A 14,847-nucleotide genomic window follows, 5' to 3' on the forward strand; every position below is an offset into this window, starting at 1 on the left:
CCTTACCCCTTGAGATGGAAGGATTTGACCCGGGTCAGCTGCTGATAGCCCAACACGGACAAGGACACGCCGCGGCCGGTGTCCTTGACCCCGGTCCAGGCCAGCGCCGGGTCCAGGTAGTCGCAGCGGTTCATGAACACGGTGCCGGTTTCCAGTTGTTGACCCAGGCGGACGGCGGCGTCGCGGTCCGCGGTCCAGATCGAGGCGGTCAGGCCGTAGGCGCTGTCGTTCATCAGCCGCAGCGCCTCCTCGTCGGAGTCCACGGCCATGATGCCGATGACCGGGCCGAAGCTCTCCTCGCGCATCACGCTCATGGCGTGGTTCACGTCCACCAGCACTTGCGGGGCCAGATAGGCGCTGCCGGGCGCGTCGGCGGCGAAATGGCCGGCCGGAATCAACGCGCGCGCGCCGGCGGCCAGCGCCGCCTGGATCTGGCCGCGCACGAAGTCGGCGGCGCCGGCGCGCACCATGGGCCCCAGATTGGTGTCCTGGTCCAGCGGATGGCCGAAGCGATAGGTCCGGGTCAGCTCGACGAAGCCGTCGACGAAGTCGCGGTAGCGCTGGCGCTGCACATAGATGCGTTCGATGCCGCAGCAGGACTGGCCGGAATTGAAGAAAGCGCCGTCCACCAGGTTTTCTATCGCCGCCGGCAGATCGGCGTCGGCGCGCACATAGGCCGGGTCCTTGCCGCCCAACTCCAGGCCGACGCCGATGAAGCGCTCGGCGGCCGCCCTTTGCACCGCGCGGCCGCCGCTGACCGAGCCGGTGAAGGCGACGAAGTCGATCTCCGGCGCGGCCGTCAGTTTCAAGGTGGCGGCATGGTCCAGTTCCAGGGTCTGGAACACGCCGATGGGCAGGCCGGCGGCGGCGCAGGCCTGGCGGAACAGATCGGCGATCAGCGGGGTTTGCGAGGAATGCTTGAGCAGCACGCAGTTGCCGGCGGCCAGCGCCGGCGCGATGGTGTTGATGGCGGTGAGGAAGGGGTAGTTCCACGGCGCCAGCACCAGCACCGTGCCCAGCGGTTCGCGGCGCAGCCAGCGTTCGAAGCCGGGCTTGGGCGCGGGGTGGAGGTCGGCCAGGGCCTCTTCGGCGATGTCCAGCATATGGCGCGCGCGCTCGGCCAGGCCGCCGATCTCGCCGGGGGACTGACGGATGGGCCGGCCTATCTGGCGGGTGACGGCGTCGGCGCAGTCGCTCTTGTGGGCGATCAGCCAGTCCACCGCCCGGCCGATCAAGGCCTTGCGTTCGGCCAGCGGCGTGGCGCGCCAGCCGGCCTGGGCGGCGCGGGCGGCGTCCAGCGCGGCCTGGGTCTGGACCGGGCTGGTGTAGCCGCGTTGCAGCAGGGTGGAACCGTCCAGCGGGGTGATGACGGAGTAGTTTTCGCTCATTTAGATGATCTCGAAGTAGCGTTTCAATTCCCAGTCGGTGACATGGCGCTGGAACTCGCGTTCCTCCCATTCGCGGGTGGCGGCGAAGTGATCGACGAAGTCGTCGCCGAACCAGTCGCGGGCGGCGGCGGAGCCGCGCAGCGCCTGAGCGGCTTCCCACAAGGTGCGGTGCAGTTTCAAATGGGGCGGCGCGTCCAGCAGATAGCCGTTGGCGCTGACCGGTTCTTCCGGCTCGATCCGGTGTTCGATGCCGTAGAGGCCGGCGGCCAGGCCGCTGGCCAGCGCCAGATAGGGGTTGCTGTCGGCGCCGGGCAGGCGGTATTCGACGCGTTGCGATTTGGCGCTGCCGGGAATCGCGCGGATGGCCACGGTGCGGTTGTCCACGCCCCATAGCGAGCTGGTGGGCGCCCAATAGCCGGGCACCAGCCGGCGGAAGCTGTTGACCGTGGGCGCGGCCAGGCTCATGAATTCCGGCATCAGCCGCTGGATGCCGCCGATGAAGTGGCGCATCGCGTCGCTGATCGCGTGTTCGCGGCCCGGCTGGTGGAAGGCGCTGTCGCCGCCGTCGCGGCGGCGCAGCGAGATATGGATGTGGCCGCCCTGGCCGGATTGCTCCTGGTGCCACTTGGCCATATAGCAGAGCATGCGGCCCTGTTTCTCCGCCAGCACCTTGGAGAAGGTCTTGAAACAGACGGCGTTGTCGGCGGCGCGCAAGGCGTTGTCCACGCACAGCGCGGCTTCCAGCGCGCCGGGTCCGGTTTCCTCGTGCAGGCCTTCGATCGGCATCTGCATCCGCTCGCACAGGTCCAGCAGCGCGCGGTAGAAGTCGGTGTTCACCGAGCTGCGCAGAATGGAGTAGCCGAAGGCGCCGCTGCCCAGCGGCTTGGGGTGCTGGTACAGCCGCTGCTGCAGCGCGTCGTTGTCTTCGTCCACCGCCAGAAACTCGTATTCGAAGCCGGCCAGCACGTCGAAGCCCATGTCGCGAGCGCGCTCCAGCACCCGGCGCAGCAGGCCTCGCGGACAGAGGCTTTCCAGCCGGCCCACCACCTCGCCCTGGACGAAGATCAGATCGCCTTCCAGCGGCAGGTCGCGGCAGGATTCGGGAATCAGCCTCACCTCGGCGTCGCCGTAGCCGCGGCCCCAACCGGTGAGCAGGGTGTTGTCGTACAGCTTGTCGCCCACGTCCCAGCCGAACACCACGTCGCAGAAGCCGAAGCCGCCTTCCAGGGCGCACAGGAATTTGTCGCGCGACATGTATTTGCCGCACATCACCCCGTCCATGTCAACCAGACCCACCTTGATCTGACTCAGGCGGCGTTCTTCGATCAAAACCTTCAAATCCGCGATTGTCTTTACGTCGCGTGCTTCCATCGCTGTCTCTCCCTGATTGCCGCGGTCTAACTTCCCCGATACCGGCCGAGCGTTCATCGTCTGGCTTGCAACTGTCTGTTTTAGCGGTGATTTGTCGCTGCCTTGTGGGCTGCTTTCTTGTCGCCGCCATGTTGTTTGGGTAGTATTATTCGTTAAAAAAAAAATGAATCAAGCCAAATTTGTAATAAATATTAGAATCTGGGCGGCAGTGTGGGCGCAATGACACAATGCCGTTTTTACACCGGCGCTGTTATGCTGCGCGGCACGAGGGCAGTCGTGCATCGCCAAAGGGGCAACAGAATGAGCCAAAGCCGCTCGATCGCGGAGCAAGTCCGCGCGCTGTTCGAAGCGCTGACCCCCACCGAACGCAAGGTGGGACGGGCGCTGCTGGCCAACTATCCGGTGGCCGGCCTGGAAACCATCGCGCAATGGGCGCAGCGCGCCGACGTCAGCGGCCCGACGGTGCTGCGCCTGATCGGCAAGCTGGGTTTCGACAATTACGCCGCCTTCCAGTCCGCGCTGCGCGCAGAACTGGAATTGCGTTTGCAATCGCCGCTGATGCGCCATGATCCGGGACAGTTGCAGGGAGACCATGATTTTCTGGCCAGCCACGCCGAGCGCATCGCCGAGCTGATGCGCCAGACCGCGGCCCAGGTGCCGCGCGCCGAGTTCGACGGCGCGGTGGACCTGCTGGGCGAGCGCAAGCACCGGATCTGGCTGCTGGGCGGGCGGTTGACCGACCCGCTGGCGGCCTATCTTTGCCACCATCTGAAAGTGGTGCGGCCGGACGTGGTGCATTTGCGCGGGGTGCCGGCAAGCTGGGCGGATTCGCTGGTGGACATGGGCCGGCCGGACGTACTGGTGATTTTCGACATCCGCCGCTACTGGGACGACGCGCTGCGCATCGCGGAAATGGCGGCGCAGCGCAAGGCCAGCGTGCTGCTGTTCACGGATCAGTGGCTGTCGCCGGTGGCGCGCGTGGCGCGCTACACCTTGGCGGCGCACACCGCCGGTCCGGCCGGCTGGGACAGCAATACGCCGCTGATGATGCTGGTGGACGCGGTGATCGCCGCCTTGAACGCGCGGCATTGGGACCGCATCAGCGGCCGGCTCAAGGAGGTGGAGGCGATGCGGGCGCGTTTGGGCGAAGGCGGCGAGGGCAACCAACGGGCGGCCGAGTGACAAGGGCGGAGCCAGCCTCTAAAATGTCGGCATCAAGCATTATTAGGAATATTTCATGCCGTCTTTCGATATCGTGTCCGAAGTGAACAAGGTGGAAGTGCGCAACGCCGTGGAGCAAGCCAATAAAGAGGTGTCCACCCGTTACGACTTCAAGGGCAGCGACGCCCGCATCGAAACCGGAGACAAGGAACTGACCTTGTACGCCGACGCCGAGTTTCAACTGGACCAGGTCAACGACATTCTGGTGAACAAGCTGTCCAAGCGTGGCGTGGACGTGCGCTGCATGGAGTACGGCAAGCTGGAAAAAGTCAGCGGCAACAAGGTGAAGAAAGTGCTGACGGTGAAGGAAGGCCTGGAATCCGATCTGGCCAAGAAAATCGTCAAGCTGATCAAGGACGCCAAGCTCAAGGTGCAGGCCAGCATTCAGGGCGAAGCGGTGCGGGTGTCCGGCGCCAAGCGCGACGTGCTGCAGGAATGCATCGCGCTGATGCGCAAGGAAATCGCCGACGACAAGGAAAACGGCTTCCCGCTGCAGTTCAACAACTTCCGCGATTGAACGCCGCCGCGCGACATGAACACGCGCGAAATGAAAAAGGAGCCGACAGGCTCCTTTTTTCATTGCCGTTCCTCTTTAACAGGCGGCGGCGCGGCGCAGCTGCAGCCGCTCCCATACCAGCCGCGCCTGTTCCTCCTCGGCGGCGCCGGTGGGCGGCAGCGGCAGCCGGCATTGACCCACCGGAAGACCCTGCACCCGCAGCATGGCTTTCACCGACATCGAAAACACCGAAGCGTCGGTGTTGGAGAAGGCGAAGGATTCCTGCAAGCCGGCGTTGACGCGCCGCGCCTGCGCCGTGTCGCCCTGTTCGAAGGCGGCGATCATGCGGGCGAACTCCGGCCCGGTCCAGTGGGTGGAGGTGCCGACCACGCCCACCGCGCCCACCGCCAGCAAGGGCAGGGTCAGCGCGTCGTCGCCGGAGTAGAGCGAGAAGTGCTCGCCGGCGGCGGCCAGCAGCGCGGCCGCCGCGGCCGGGTCGCCGGTGGCGTCCTTGAAGGCGACGATATTGTCCACCTCGCGGAACAGCCGCAGCAGCACGTCGGCGGCGATGCGGCGGCCGGTGCGGCCCGGCACGTCGTAGACCATCAGCGGCAGCCGGGTGGCCGCGGCCACCGCGCGGAAATGGGCTTCGATGCCGGCTTGCGGCGGGCGGTTGTAATAGGGGCCGACCACGAAGACGCCGGCGGCGCCCAGGCCGGCGGCCTCGCGCGTCAGCGCGATCGCGTGTTCGGTGTGGCTGCTGCCGGTGCCGGCCAGCACCGGGATGGTCACCGCCTCGCTGACCGCGCGCACCAGATCGCGGCGTTCCTCGTCGCTCAGCGTCGGCGCCTCGCCGGTGGTGGCCGCCACCACCAGGCCGTCGCTGCCGTTGGCCGCCAGATGTCTGGCCAGTTGCCGCGCCGCGTCCAGATTCAGCCGGCCGGCTTCGTCGAAGGGCGTGACCATGGCGGTCAGCACCTTGCCCCAATGTTCTGTCATTTTGCTTCCTTTGTTCTTCTTGGCCGCCTTGGCGGCGGCTGCGGCCGATTCTACTCCTTATTGCGACGCCTTTCCCGCGGTTTCAGCCCAGGCAGGCCTTGAGCGCCGCTTCCAATTCCGGGCGCAGGGCCGCGAGATCCGCGGTCGGCCCTTGGGTCAGCAAGGTCTGCGAAATGCTTCCGTAGCAAAGACAGTGAGCCATGCGCGCGGCGGCGTCCAGCCGCGGCGGCGGCTCGGCGGCGGCGGCCAATGCGGCGCGCCAGATGTCCACGTATTGCTGGTAGTGGCGGCGGTAGGCATCCATCGGGGAGACCCGGCGCTCCAGCAGGAACAGCGCGTTCCAGGCCGGCGCCTGGCGTTGGATCGTGTCCAGTTGCAAGGCCAGCAGCGCGGCGGCGATATCGCGACGATCCGCGCCTCGGCGGGCGGCGGCGCATTGGCGCAGCGCGCCGGCCAGCGCGTGCACATGCTGATGGATGCACAGCGCGGCCAGGCCGTCCATATTGCGCACGTACTGATAAAAGGTGCCGACCGCCACGCCGGCGACGGCGGCCACCTCGCGCACCGTGGTTTTGGCGTAGCCGCGCGTGAGCAAAACCTGAACAAAGGCCTGTTGCAGCGCGATCAGGCTGGCGCGCGAACGCGACTGGCGCGGACGCCGGCGCGTGGCCGGCGCGGCCTGTTCGGCTTGCTGCGCCGCGGTGGGGGAAACCCGAACATGTCGCATCGCCGCTTTCCTTATACTTTCGTCATGGCCGCGAACGCGGCGCGAGGAGACGGAACGATGATCTGGCAAACCCATGAAGTGAGCAACCAGTACGAAGAACTGGCGGATTACTCGCTGTACGACAGCGACCCGGCCTTGCGCGAGGCGCTGCGGCGCGCCGACGCGGGCTGGGCCGAGGCCGGGCTCAGCGCCTACGGCGAGCGCCTGGGGCGGGCGGACAGCTTCGAACTGGCCGAGCAAGCCAATCGCCATGCGCCGGAGTTGCGGGCTTTCGACCGCCGCGGCCGTCGCGTCGACCTGGTGGATTCCCACCCGGCCTGGCACCAGTTCTTGGCGCTGTATCGTGAGCAAGGCCTGGTAAGCCTGCCTTTCGACAGTCAGCGGCCGGGCCGCTGGACCGCGGCGATGGCCGGCCTCTATCTGCATGGCCAGGTGGAGGCCGGCAGCTTGTGCCCGGCGACGATGACCCAGGCCGCCATTCCCTTGCTGCGGCGCGAGCCGGCGCTGTGGGCGCAGCTGGGCGACAAGCTGTTCAGCCGCGTTCACGACAGCCGCGATCTGCCGCTGGAACGCAAGACGTCGGCCTGGATCGGCATGGGCATGACCGAGAAGCAGGGCGGCTCCGACGTGCGCGCCAACACCACCCAGGCGACGCCCTTGGGCGCCGGGGGCCGCGGCGGAGAATACCTGCTGCGCGGCCATAAATGGTTCTGGTCGGCGCCGATGTGCGACGCCCATCTGGTGGTGGCCAAGACCGCCGACGGCGCGCCGTGCTGCTTCTATCTGCCGCGCTGGCGGCCGAACGGCGAGCGCAACGCGGTGAGGATCCAGCGCCTGAAGGACAAGGTGGGCAATCGCAGCAACGCCGGTTGCGAGGTGGAGTTCCAGGACGCTTGGGGCGTGCTGATCGGCGAGGAGGGCCGCGGCATTCCCACCATCATCGAAATGGCCGGCTACACCCGGCTCAACTGCGTGATCGGCAGCGCCGCGCTGCTGCGCCAGGGCGCGGTGCAGGCGCTGGCTTACGCGCGGCGGCGCATGGCCTTCGGCAAGCGGCTGGCCGAGCAGCCGCTGATGCGCGCGGTGTTGGCGGACCTGGCGCTGGAAAGCGAGGCGGCGCTGCAATTGGCGGCGCGGCTGTCCGAGGCCTTTGAACGAGAGGACGCGCCGGCGCAGCGGGGTTGGAAGCGCATCGTCACGCCGGCGGCCAAGTTCTGGGTGTGCAAGCGCGCGGTGGAGCTCAGCGGCGAGGCGATGGAAGTGTTCGGCGGCAACGGCTATGTCGACGGACCGATGGCGCGCCTGTATCGCGAAGCGCCGTTGAATTCGATCTGGGAGGGCTCCGGCAATGTGATGTGCCTGGATCTGATCCGCGCGCTGCAGCGCGAGCCCGAAGCCTGGCAGGCGCTGCTGGAGGATTTGGCCGGCCTGTCCGGCGGCGAGCCGGCGCTGGCGGCGGCGCTGGCGCAATTGCGCCAGATGGCCGCCAGGCCGGCCGAGCTTGAGCCTTTGGGGCGGCGTTTCGCCCAATTGCTGGCGCTGACGGCGCAAGCCTGCCTGCTGGCGCGCCATGCGCCGTCGGCTTCGGCCCAGGGTTTTATCGCCAGCCGTTTGGACGACGGGCAATGGGGGCGGGTGGCCGGCGCGCTGAACGGAAGCCGGCTGGATATCGAGGCTATCCTGCAGCGCGCCTTGCCGGTCTGAGTCGGACTCAGAGCGCGTCGCCCGGCACCCGCACCCAACCCTCCATCAACACCCGCGCGCTGCGGCTCATCACCGCCTTGGTCACCGTCCAGGCGCCGTTTTCCTGACGGGCTTCGGCGCCGACGCGCAAGGTGCCGGACGGATGGCCGAAGCGCACCATCCGGCGCTTGCCGCCGCCGGCGGCCAGGTTGACCAGGGTGCCGGGAATGGCCGCGGCGGTGCCTATGGCCACCGCGGCGGTGCCCATCATCGCGTGGTGCAGTTTGCCCATGGACATGGCTCGCGCCAGGAGGTCGATGTCGGCGGCGCGCACCGGCTTGCCGCTGGAGGCGGTGTAGTCGGCCGGCGGCGCGATGAAGGCGATTTTGGGCGTGTGCTGGCGGCTGGCGATTTCTCCCAGCGTTTCAATCAGACCCATCTTCAGCGCGCCGTGGGCCCGGATGGCCTCGAAGCGCGCCAGCGCCGCCGGGTCGGCGTTGATCGCGTCCTGCGACTCGGCGCCGCTGTAGCCGATGTCGGCGGCCTTGACGAAGATGGTGGGGATGCCAGCGTTGATCAGCGTGACCGGGAAGACGCCGACGCCGGGGACTTCCAGGGTGTCCACCAACTGGCCGGTGGGGAACATCGCGCCGCCGTCGCCATCGCCTTCATCGGCCGGGTCCAGGAACTCCAGCGCGATCTCGGCGGCGGGGAAGGTGACGCCGTCCAGCTCGAAATCCCCGGTTTCCTGCACCTGGCCTGCGGTGATGGGCACATGGGCGATGATGGTCTTGCCGATATTGGCCTGCCAGATGCGCACGCTGCACACGCCGTTGGCGGGAATGCGCGCCGGATCGATCAGGCCGCCGGCGATGGCGAAGGGGCCGACCGCGGCGGACAGATTGCCGCAGTTGCCGCTCCAGTCGACGAAGGCTTTGTCTATGCCGACCTGGCCGAACAGATAATCGACGTCGTGGCCCGGGCGCGAGGAGGGGGACACGATCACGGTCTTGCTGGTGCTGGAGCTGGCCCCGCCCATGCCGTCTATCTGCTTGCCGTAAGGGTCCGGGCTGCCGATCACGCGCAGCAGCAGCGCGTCGCGCGTCGCGCCCGGCCGGCGCGCGGCCTCCGGCAAGTCCTGCAAACGGAAGAACACGCCCTTGCTGGTGCCGCCGCGCATATAGGTGGCGGGGATGCGGATCTGGGCAGACTGAGTCATATGCTGTTTTTCCTGTGCTTGCGGCGGTTCCACGGTCGGGACGCCGCTGTGTTCTATTGTGTCCGGGCGCTTAGCGCTTGCCAGATCGCTTCTAGGACCGCGTCCTGATTGTGCAGAATATCGTTGTTCCAGAAGCGCATGACTCTGAAGCCCTGCGCCTGCAGCCAAGCGTCGCGACGGCGTCGCCGCGGCTTTCATGATGCTGGCCGCCGTCCGCCTCTATGATTAGCCGCGAGCCGAAGTGGACGAAATCGACGATGTAGGGGCCGATCGGCTGTTGGCGGCGGAATTTCTCGCCGTTCAGCCGGTGGGCGCGGAGCCGCTTCCAGAGTCGCTGTTCGGCATCGGTCATATTGCGCCGTAAGGACTTGGCGAAATCGAGCTGGCGCATACCCCTCTCCCCAACCCCTCTCCCGCAGGGGGAGAGGGGCTTGCTGAGTCGTTAATACTCTGCCGCTATTTCTGCCGCAACTAAGCTGTCATCTCAGCTGCAGGCGGCAAAGCGATTTCGTGGCGTTTTTTCTCTCCTGCAAGAGAGGATTGAAGTGTTTGCGCCTTACATTAAACGGCGACATCCCTACAAATACCGATAGTAAAACCGTCTTGTGGTATCTCCCCTCTCCCCTTGAGGGAGAGGGGCCGGGGGAGAGGGGTTCAGCCTCCCGCCCCCTCCAAAAAGTCCTGCGCGAAACGCTGCAGCACGCCGCCTGCCTCGTAGATCGACACTTCTTCCGCGGTGTCCAGCCTACAGGTCACCGGCGCTTGCTCCGTGCGGCCGTCCTTGCGGTGGATCAGCAGCGTCAGCTCGGCGCGCGGCTGGCGCTGGCCGATCACGTCGTAAGTCTCGCTGCCGTCCAGCGCCAGCGTCTTGCGGTTGACGCCGGGTTTGAACTCCAGCGGCAGCACGCCCATGCCGATCAGATTGGTGCGGTGGATGCGTTCGAAGCCTTCGGCGACAATGGCCTCTACGCCGGCCAGGCGCACGCCCTTGGCCGCCCAGTCGCGCGAGCTGCCCTGGCCATAGTCGGCGCCGGCGACGATGATCAGCGGCTGCTTGCGCCGCATATAGGTTTCGATCGCCTCCCACATCCGCATCGTCTCGCCTTCCGGCTCTACGCGCGCCAGCGAGCCCTGGCGCACCGAGCCGTCTTCGTTCAACACCATTTCATTGAACAGCTTGGGGTTGGCGAAGGTGGCGCGCTGCGCGGTCAGGTGATCGCCGCGGTGGGTGGCGTAGGAGTTGAAGTCCTCCTCCGGCAGGCCCATTTTCGCCAGGTATTCGCCGGCCGCCGAGTCCAGCAGAATGGCGTTGGAAGGCGACAGGTGGTCGGTGGTGATATTGTCCGGCAGCAGGGCCAGCGGACGCATGCCGCGCAGCGTGCGCTCGCCGGCCAGCGCGCCCTCCCAGTACGGCGGGCGGCGGATATAGGTGGACTGCGGCCGCCAGGCGTACAGCGGGCTGGCCTTGGCGGCGCCGTCGCGCCGGATGGCGAACATCGGCTCGTAGACCTGGCGGAAATGTTCGGGCTTGACCGCCCGGCGCAGCACCGCGTCTATTTCCGCGTCGTCCGGCCAGATGTCCTTGAGCCGGATCTCCTTGCCGTCGGCGACGCCCAACACGTCTTTTTCGATGTCGAAACGCATGGTGCCGGCGATGGCGTAGGCGATCACCAGCGGCGGCGAGGCCAGGAAGGCCTGTTTGGCGTAGGGGTGGATGCGGCCGTCGAAGTTGCGGTTGCCGGACAGCACCGCCGTCGCGTACAGATCGCGTTCCACAATCTCCTGCTGGATCTTGGGCTCCAGCGCGCCGGACATGCCGTTGCAGGTGGTGCAGGCGAAGGCGACGATGCCGAAGCCCAGCTGTTCCAGCTCGGACAGCAGGCCGGCCTCCTTCAAATAAAGCTCAACCGCCTTGGAGCCCGGCGCTAGCGAGGACTTCACCCAGGGTTTGCGGGCGAGGCCCAGCCGGTTGGCGTTGCGCGCCAGCAGGCCGGCGGCGATCACATTGCGCGGGTTGGAGGTATTGGTGCAGCTGGTGATGGCGGCGATGATCACCGCGCCGTCCGGCATCAGGCCTTGGGCCTCCTCCGCGCGCGCCTGCGCCAGATTGACGGCGATGCCGCGCTCGGCCAGCGCCGACACCGGCAGCCGCTTGTGCGGGTTGGACGGGCCGGCCAGGTTGCGGCCCACGCTGGACAGGTCGAAGCGCAGCACTCGCTCGTACACGACGTTTTGCAGCGTGTCGGCCCACAGGCCGGCGGTCTTGGCGTAGCTTTCCACCAGCCGGACCTGCTCATCGCTGCGGCCGGTCAGCTTCAGATAGGAGAGGGTCTGCTCGTCGATGAAGAACAAGGCCGCGGTGGCGCCGTACTCCGGCGCCATATTGGAGATGGTGGCGCGGTCGCCCAGGGTCAGCGCCGCGGCGCCCGGGCCGTAGAACTCCAGATAAGCGCCCACCACTTTTTGCTGGCGCAGGAATTCGGTCAGCGCCAGCACCACGTCGGTAGCGGTGATGCCGGGGCCGGGCTTGCCGGACAGTTCCACGCCGACGATGTCCGGCAGCCGCATCCAGGAGGCGCGGCCCAGCATCACGTTTTCCGCTTCCAGGCCGCCGACGCCGACGGCGATCACGCCCAGCGCGTCCACGTGCGGGGTGTGGCTGTCGGTGCCGACACAGGTGTCCGGGTAGGCCACGCCGTTGTCGGCGTGGATCACCGGCGACATTTTCTCCAGATTGATCTGGTGCATGATGCCGTTGCCGGCGGGGATCACGTCGACATTGTCGAAGGCGCTCTTGGTCCACTCGATGAAATGGAAGCGGTCTTCGTTGCGCCGGTCTTCGATCGCGCGGTTCTTTTCGAAAGCCTGCGGGTCGAAGCCGCCGCATTCCACCGCCAGCGAATGGTCGACGATCAACTGCACCGGCACCACCGGATTGACCTGGGCCGGGTCGCCGCCCTGATCGGCGATGGCGTCGCGCAGGCCGGCCAGGTCCACCAGGGCGGTCTGGCCCAGGATGTCGTGACAGACCACGCGCGCCGGAAACCAGGGGAAATCGCGCTCGCGCTTGCGATGGGCGATCTGCTCCAGGCAGTCGCCCAGCAGCGCCGGTTCGCAGCGGCGCACCAGGTTTTCGGCGTGGACGCGGCCGGTGTAGGGCAGTTGCTCCCAGGCGCCGGGGCGGATGGCGTCGACGGCGGCGCGGGCGTCGAAATAGTCGAGCCCGGTGCCGGGCAGGGGAATGCGGTAAGCGGAATTCATCATGTCTTGGCCAATTTGAAAATCAGGGGCGGGGGCGCGACGGCCCCCGGTCCGGTCAGCGCTGTTCCAGCGGCACGAACACCTGGTCTTCCGGTCCGGTGTAGTTGGCGCTGGGGCGGATGATCTTGCCGTCCTGGCGTTGCTCGATCACGTGCGCGCTCCAGCCGCTGGTGCGGGCGATGACGAACAGCGGGGTGAACATGGCGGTGGGCACGCCCATCATGTGGTAACTGACCGCGGAAAACCAGTCCAGATTGGGGAACATCTTCTTGATGTCCCACATCACGGTTTCCAGCCGTTCGGCGATGTCGAACATCTTGCTGTTGCCGGCGGACTTGGACAGTTCGCGCGCCACGTCCTTGATCACCTTGTTGCGCGGATCGGAGATGGTGTAGACCGGGTGGCCGAAGCCGATCACCACTTCCTTGCGCTCCACGCGCTCGCGGATGTCGGCCTCGGCTTCGGCCGGGCTTTCATAGCGTTGCTGAATGTCGAAAGCCACTTCGTTGGCGCCGCCGTGCTTGGGGCCGCGCAAGGCGCCGATGGCGCCGGTGACGGCGCTGTACAAGTCCGAGCCGGTGCCGGCGATGACGCGGGCGGCGAAGGTGGAGGCGTTGAATTCATGCTCGGCGTATAGATTGAGCGAGGTGTGCATCGCGCGTACCCATTCCTGAGACGGTTTTTCGCCGTGCAGCAGGTGCAGGAAGTGGCCGCCTATGCTGTCGTCGTCGGTTTCCACCTCGATGCGCTTGCCGTTGTGGCTGAAATGATGCCAGTACAGCAGCATCGAGCCCAGGCTGGCCATCAGCCGGTCGGCGATGTCGCGCGCGCCGGCCTGGTTGTGATCGTCCTTCTCCGGCAGCGCGCAGCCCAGCGCGGACACGCCGCTGCGCATCACGTCCATGGGATGGGCGCTGGCCGGCAGCGCCTCCAGCACCGCCTTCACCGCCGCCGGCAGGCCGCGCAGCGATTTCAGCTTTTTCTTGTAGCCGACCAGCTCGGCCTTGTTCGGCAGCTTGCCGTGAACCAGCAGATAGGCCACTTCCTCGAATTCGCAACGGCCGGCGAGGTCGAGGATGTCGTAGCCGCGGTAGTGCAGATCGTTGCCGCTGCGGCCCACGGTGCACAGCGCGGTATTGCCGGCGGCGACGCCGGACAGGGCTACGGATTTCTTGGGTTTGATGCCAACAACGGTTTCGCTCATGCTTTTCTCCTGATCGCAGACCTGCGGAATGATTATTTTTCGTAGAAAACGGCCAGCCAGACGCTGTCCCGCTCCGGCGCGGTCCAGGCCACGCGGTGCCGGCGACGCGCGGGGATGGCCACGCAATCGCCCGGCTCTAATCTGAGGCGCCGCGGCGGGTCCTGGTATTCCAGTTCCGCCGCGCCGGACAGCAGCAGCACCCATTCATCTTCATCCTGTTCGTACCAGAATCCCTCCGGCGAAGCATGGCCGCGCGAGACGATGCGCTCGACGCGGAATCCTTTCGCGCCGCTGAATAAAGTCTGCAGCAACTCTTCCGGCAGCTCGCCCGGGATGTCGGCGAACAGATTATTCGGCACCAGGGCCTTCCTGGCGGAACAGCGCGTCCAGTTTTTGTTCGTAGGCGTGGTAGTCCAGATGGCTGTACAGATCGGCGCGCGTCTGCATGGTGTCCAGCACCGCCTGTTGGCTGCCGTCGCGGCGGATCGCGCCGTAGACGTCGAGCGCGGCCTGGCTCATCGCGCGGAAGGCGGACAAGGGATAGAGCACCAGGCCGACGCCGTGTTCGCCCAGCTCGCGGGTATTGAACAGCGGGGTGGCGCCGAACTCGGTGATATTGGCCAGCACCGGCACTTTCACCGCCTCGGCGAAGCGGCGGTACATGGCCAGATCGGTCATCGCCTCGGGGAAGATCATGTCTGCGCCGGCCTCAACGCAGGCGACTGCGCGCGCGATGGCGGCGTCCAGGCCCTCCACCGCCAGCGCGTCGGTGCGAGCCATGATCACGAAGCCGTCGTCGCGGCGCGCGTCCACCGCCGCCTTGACGCGGTCCACCATTTCCTCCTGGCTGACGATGGCCTTGTTGGGGCGATGGCCGCAGCGTTTTTGCTGCACCTGGTCCTCGATATGCACCGCGGCGGCGCCGGCCTTCTCCAGGCTGCGGACTGCGCGGGCGATATTGAAGGCGCCGCCCCAGCCGGTGTCGATGTCCACCAGGAGCGGCAGCTCGGTGACGTCGGTGATGCGGCGCACGTCGATCAGCACGTCTTCCAACGTGGTGATGCCCAGGTCCGGAATGCCGCAGGAGCAGGCGGCCACGCCGCCGCCGGACAGATACAGCGCCTTGAAGCCGGAGTGCTCGGCCAGCCGGGCGGCGTAGGCGTTGACCGCGCCCACCACCTGCAAGGGCTGTTCTTGTGCTACCGCCTGACGGAAGCGTTGGCCGGGAGTGCTCATCGCGTTGGATTCCTAAAAGTTGCGGAGAAACGGCAAAGCCGT

12 protein-coding genes and 1 pseudogene are annotated in these 14,847 nt (G+C 66.9%); 3 read left to right on the top strand and 10 right to left on the bottom strand.

The features are described from left to right. Window positions 1-2 precede the first annotated feature (2 nt). Together JC616_RS09695 and JC616_RS09700 are read right to left on the bottom strand one after the other, a co-directional pair. Window positions 3-1,388: an aldehyde dehydrogenase family protein gene (locus tag JC616_RS09695; RefSeq protein WP_227107958.1), complete on the bottom strand. Its 1,386-nt coding sequence runs from the start codon at window positions 1,386-1,388 to the stop codon at window positions 3-5. Next, window positions 1,389-2,726 (bottom strand): glutamine synthetase family protein, encoded by a 1,338-nt coding sequence (locus JC616_RS09700; RefSeq protein WP_227107960.1) that lies wholly within the window; start codon window positions 2,724-2,726, stop codon window positions 1,389-1,391. Window positions 2,727-3,059: 333 nt separating this feature from the next. Here JC616_RS09700 and JC616_RS09705 point away from each other — a divergent pair, with 333 nt between their 5' ends. Together JC616_RS09705 and JC616_RS09710 are read left to right on the top strand one after the other, a co-directional pair. Then, the gene (locus JC616_RS09705) at window positions 3,060-3,941 is read left to right on the top strand and encodes a MurR/RpiR family transcriptional regulator (protein WP_158274281.1); all 882 of its coding nucleotides are present in this window, start codon (window positions 3,060-3,062) and stop codon (window positions 3,939-3,941) included. A 55-nt stretch (window positions 3,942-3,996) separates the two neighbouring features. Continuing rightward, a complete protein-coding gene (locus JC616_RS09710; protein ID WP_019099884.1) occupies window positions 3,997-4,497 on the top strand; it encodes a YajQ family cyclic di-GMP-binding protein in 501 nt (166 codons plus the stop codon). Window positions 4,498-4,572: 75 nt separating this feature from the next. Here the strand turns inward: JC616_RS09710 and dapA are convergent, their stop codons facing one another. Beyond that, the gene (dapA, locus tag JC616_RS09715; protein ID WP_227107962.1) at window positions 4,573-5,475 is read right to left on the bottom strand and encodes a 4-hydroxy-tetrahydrodipicolinate synthase; all 903 of its coding nucleotides are present in this window, start codon (window positions 5,473-5,475) and stop codon (window positions 4,573-4,575) included. A gap of 82 nt (window positions 5,476-5,557) precedes the next feature. Next, window positions 5,558-6,202 (bottom strand): TetR family transcriptional regulator, encoded by a 645-nt coding sequence (locus tag JC616_RS09720; protein ID WP_227107964.1) that lies wholly within the window; start codon window positions 6,200-6,202, stop codon window positions 5,558-5,560. A 57-nt stretch (window positions 6,203-6,259) separates the two neighbouring features. On the opposite strand from JC616_RS09720, the gene JC616_RS09725 reads away from it, so the two are divergent. Continuing rightward, complete coding sequence (locus tag JC616_RS09725) at window positions 6,260-7,906, top strand: acyl-CoA dehydrogenase family protein (protein WP_227107966.1); 1,647 nt, start codon at window positions 6,260-6,262, stop codon at window positions 7,904-7,906. A gap of 7 nt (window positions 7,907-7,913) precedes the next feature. On the opposite strand, the gene prpF is transcribed toward JC616_RS09725, so the two are convergent. The 6 genes and pseudogenes from prpF to prpB all read right to left on the bottom strand — a co-directional run bounded on the left by prpF (window position 7,914) and on the right by prpB (window position 14,805). Next, on the bottom strand, window positions 7,914-9,104 hold the full coding sequence (gene prpF / locus JC616_RS09730; protein ID WP_227107968.1) for a 2-methylaconitate cis-trans isomerase PrpF: 1,191 nt from the start codon (window positions 9,102-9,104) through the stop codon (window positions 7,914-7,916). Window positions 9,105-9,157: 53 nt separating this feature from the next. Beyond that, a pseudogene (locus JC616_RS09735) lies at window positions 9,158-9,495 on the bottom strand (endonuclease domain-containing protein). Between the two features lie 263 nt (window positions 9,496-9,758). Next, on the bottom strand, window positions 9,759-12,365 hold the full coding sequence (gene acnD, locus JC616_RS09740) for a Fe/S-dependent 2-methylisocitrate dehydratase AcnD (protein WP_227108579.1): 2,607 nt from the start codon (window positions 12,363-12,365) through the stop codon (window positions 9,759-9,761). A 55-nt stretch (window positions 12,366-12,420) separates the two neighbouring features. Then, window positions 12,421-13,569, bottom strand: coding sequence for a bifunctional 2-methylcitrate synthase/citrate synthase (prpC, locus tag JC616_RS09745; protein WP_227107970.1), 1,149 nt, complete (start codon window positions 13,567-13,569; stop codon window positions 12,421-12,423). Between the two features lie 32 nt (window positions 13,570-13,601). Next, window positions 13,602-13,928 carry a cupin domain-containing protein gene (locus JC616_RS09750; RefSeq protein ID WP_227107972.1) on the bottom strand — a complete coding sequence of 109 codons (327 nt, stop codon included), beginning with the start codon at window positions 13,926-13,928 and terminating at the stop codon, window positions 13,602-13,604. Further along, a complete protein-coding gene (gene prpB / locus JC616_RS09755; protein ID WP_227107974.1) occupies window positions 13,918-14,805 on the bottom strand; it encodes a methylisocitrate lyase in 888 nt (295 codons plus the stop codon). Before prpB ends, JC616_RS09750 begins: the two co-directional genes overlap by 11 nt. Window positions 14,806-14,847: the final 42 nt, after the last annotated feature.

The sequence above is a fragment of the Chromobacterium rhizoryzae genome, assembly GCF_020544465.1.
Lineage (GTDB): Bacteria > Pseudomonadota > Gammaproteobacteria > Burkholderiales > Chromobacteriaceae > Chromobacterium.

Excerpts from the sequence above, each read along its gene's own strand:
- JC616_RS09695 (WP_227107958.1), bottom strand. The coding sequence starts at position 1,388 with ATGAGCGAAAACTACTCCGTCATCACCCCGCTGGACGGTTCCACCCTG.
- JC616_RS09705 (WP_158274281.1), top strand. The coding sequence starts at position 3,060 with ATGAGCCAAAGCCGCTCGATCGCGGAGCAAGTCCGCGCGCTGTTCGAA.
- JC616_RS09710 (WP_019099884.1), top strand. The coding sequence starts at position 3,997 with ATGCCGTCTTTCGATATCGTGTCCGAAGTGAACAAGGTGGAAGTGCGC.
- dapA (WP_227107962.1), bottom strand. The coding sequence starts at position 5,475 with ATGACAGAACATTGGGGCAAGGTGCTGACCGCCATGGTCACGCCCTTC.
- JC616_RS09720 (WP_227107964.1), bottom strand. The coding sequence starts at position 6,202 with ATGCGACATGTTCGGGTTTCCCCCACCGCGGCGCAGCAAGCCGAACAG.
- JC616_RS09725 (WP_227107966.1), top strand. The coding sequence starts at position 6,260 with ATGATCTGGCAAACCCATGAAGTGAGCAACCAGTACGAAGAACTGGCG.
- prpF (WP_227107968.1), bottom strand. The coding sequence starts at position 9,104 with ATGACTCAGTCTGCCCAGATCCGCATCCCCGCCACCTATATGCGCGGC.
- acnD (WP_227108579.1), bottom strand. The coding sequence starts at position 12,365 with ATGAATTCCGCTTACCGCATTCCCCTGCCCGGCACCGGGCTCGACTAT.
- prpC (WP_227107970.1), bottom strand. The coding sequence starts at position 13,569 with ATGAGCGAAACCGTTGTTGGCATCAAACCCAAGAAATCCGTAGCCCTG.
- prpB (WP_227107974.1), bottom strand. The coding sequence starts at position 14,805 with ATGAGCACTCCCGGCCAACGCTTCCGTCAGGCGGTAGCACAAGAACAG.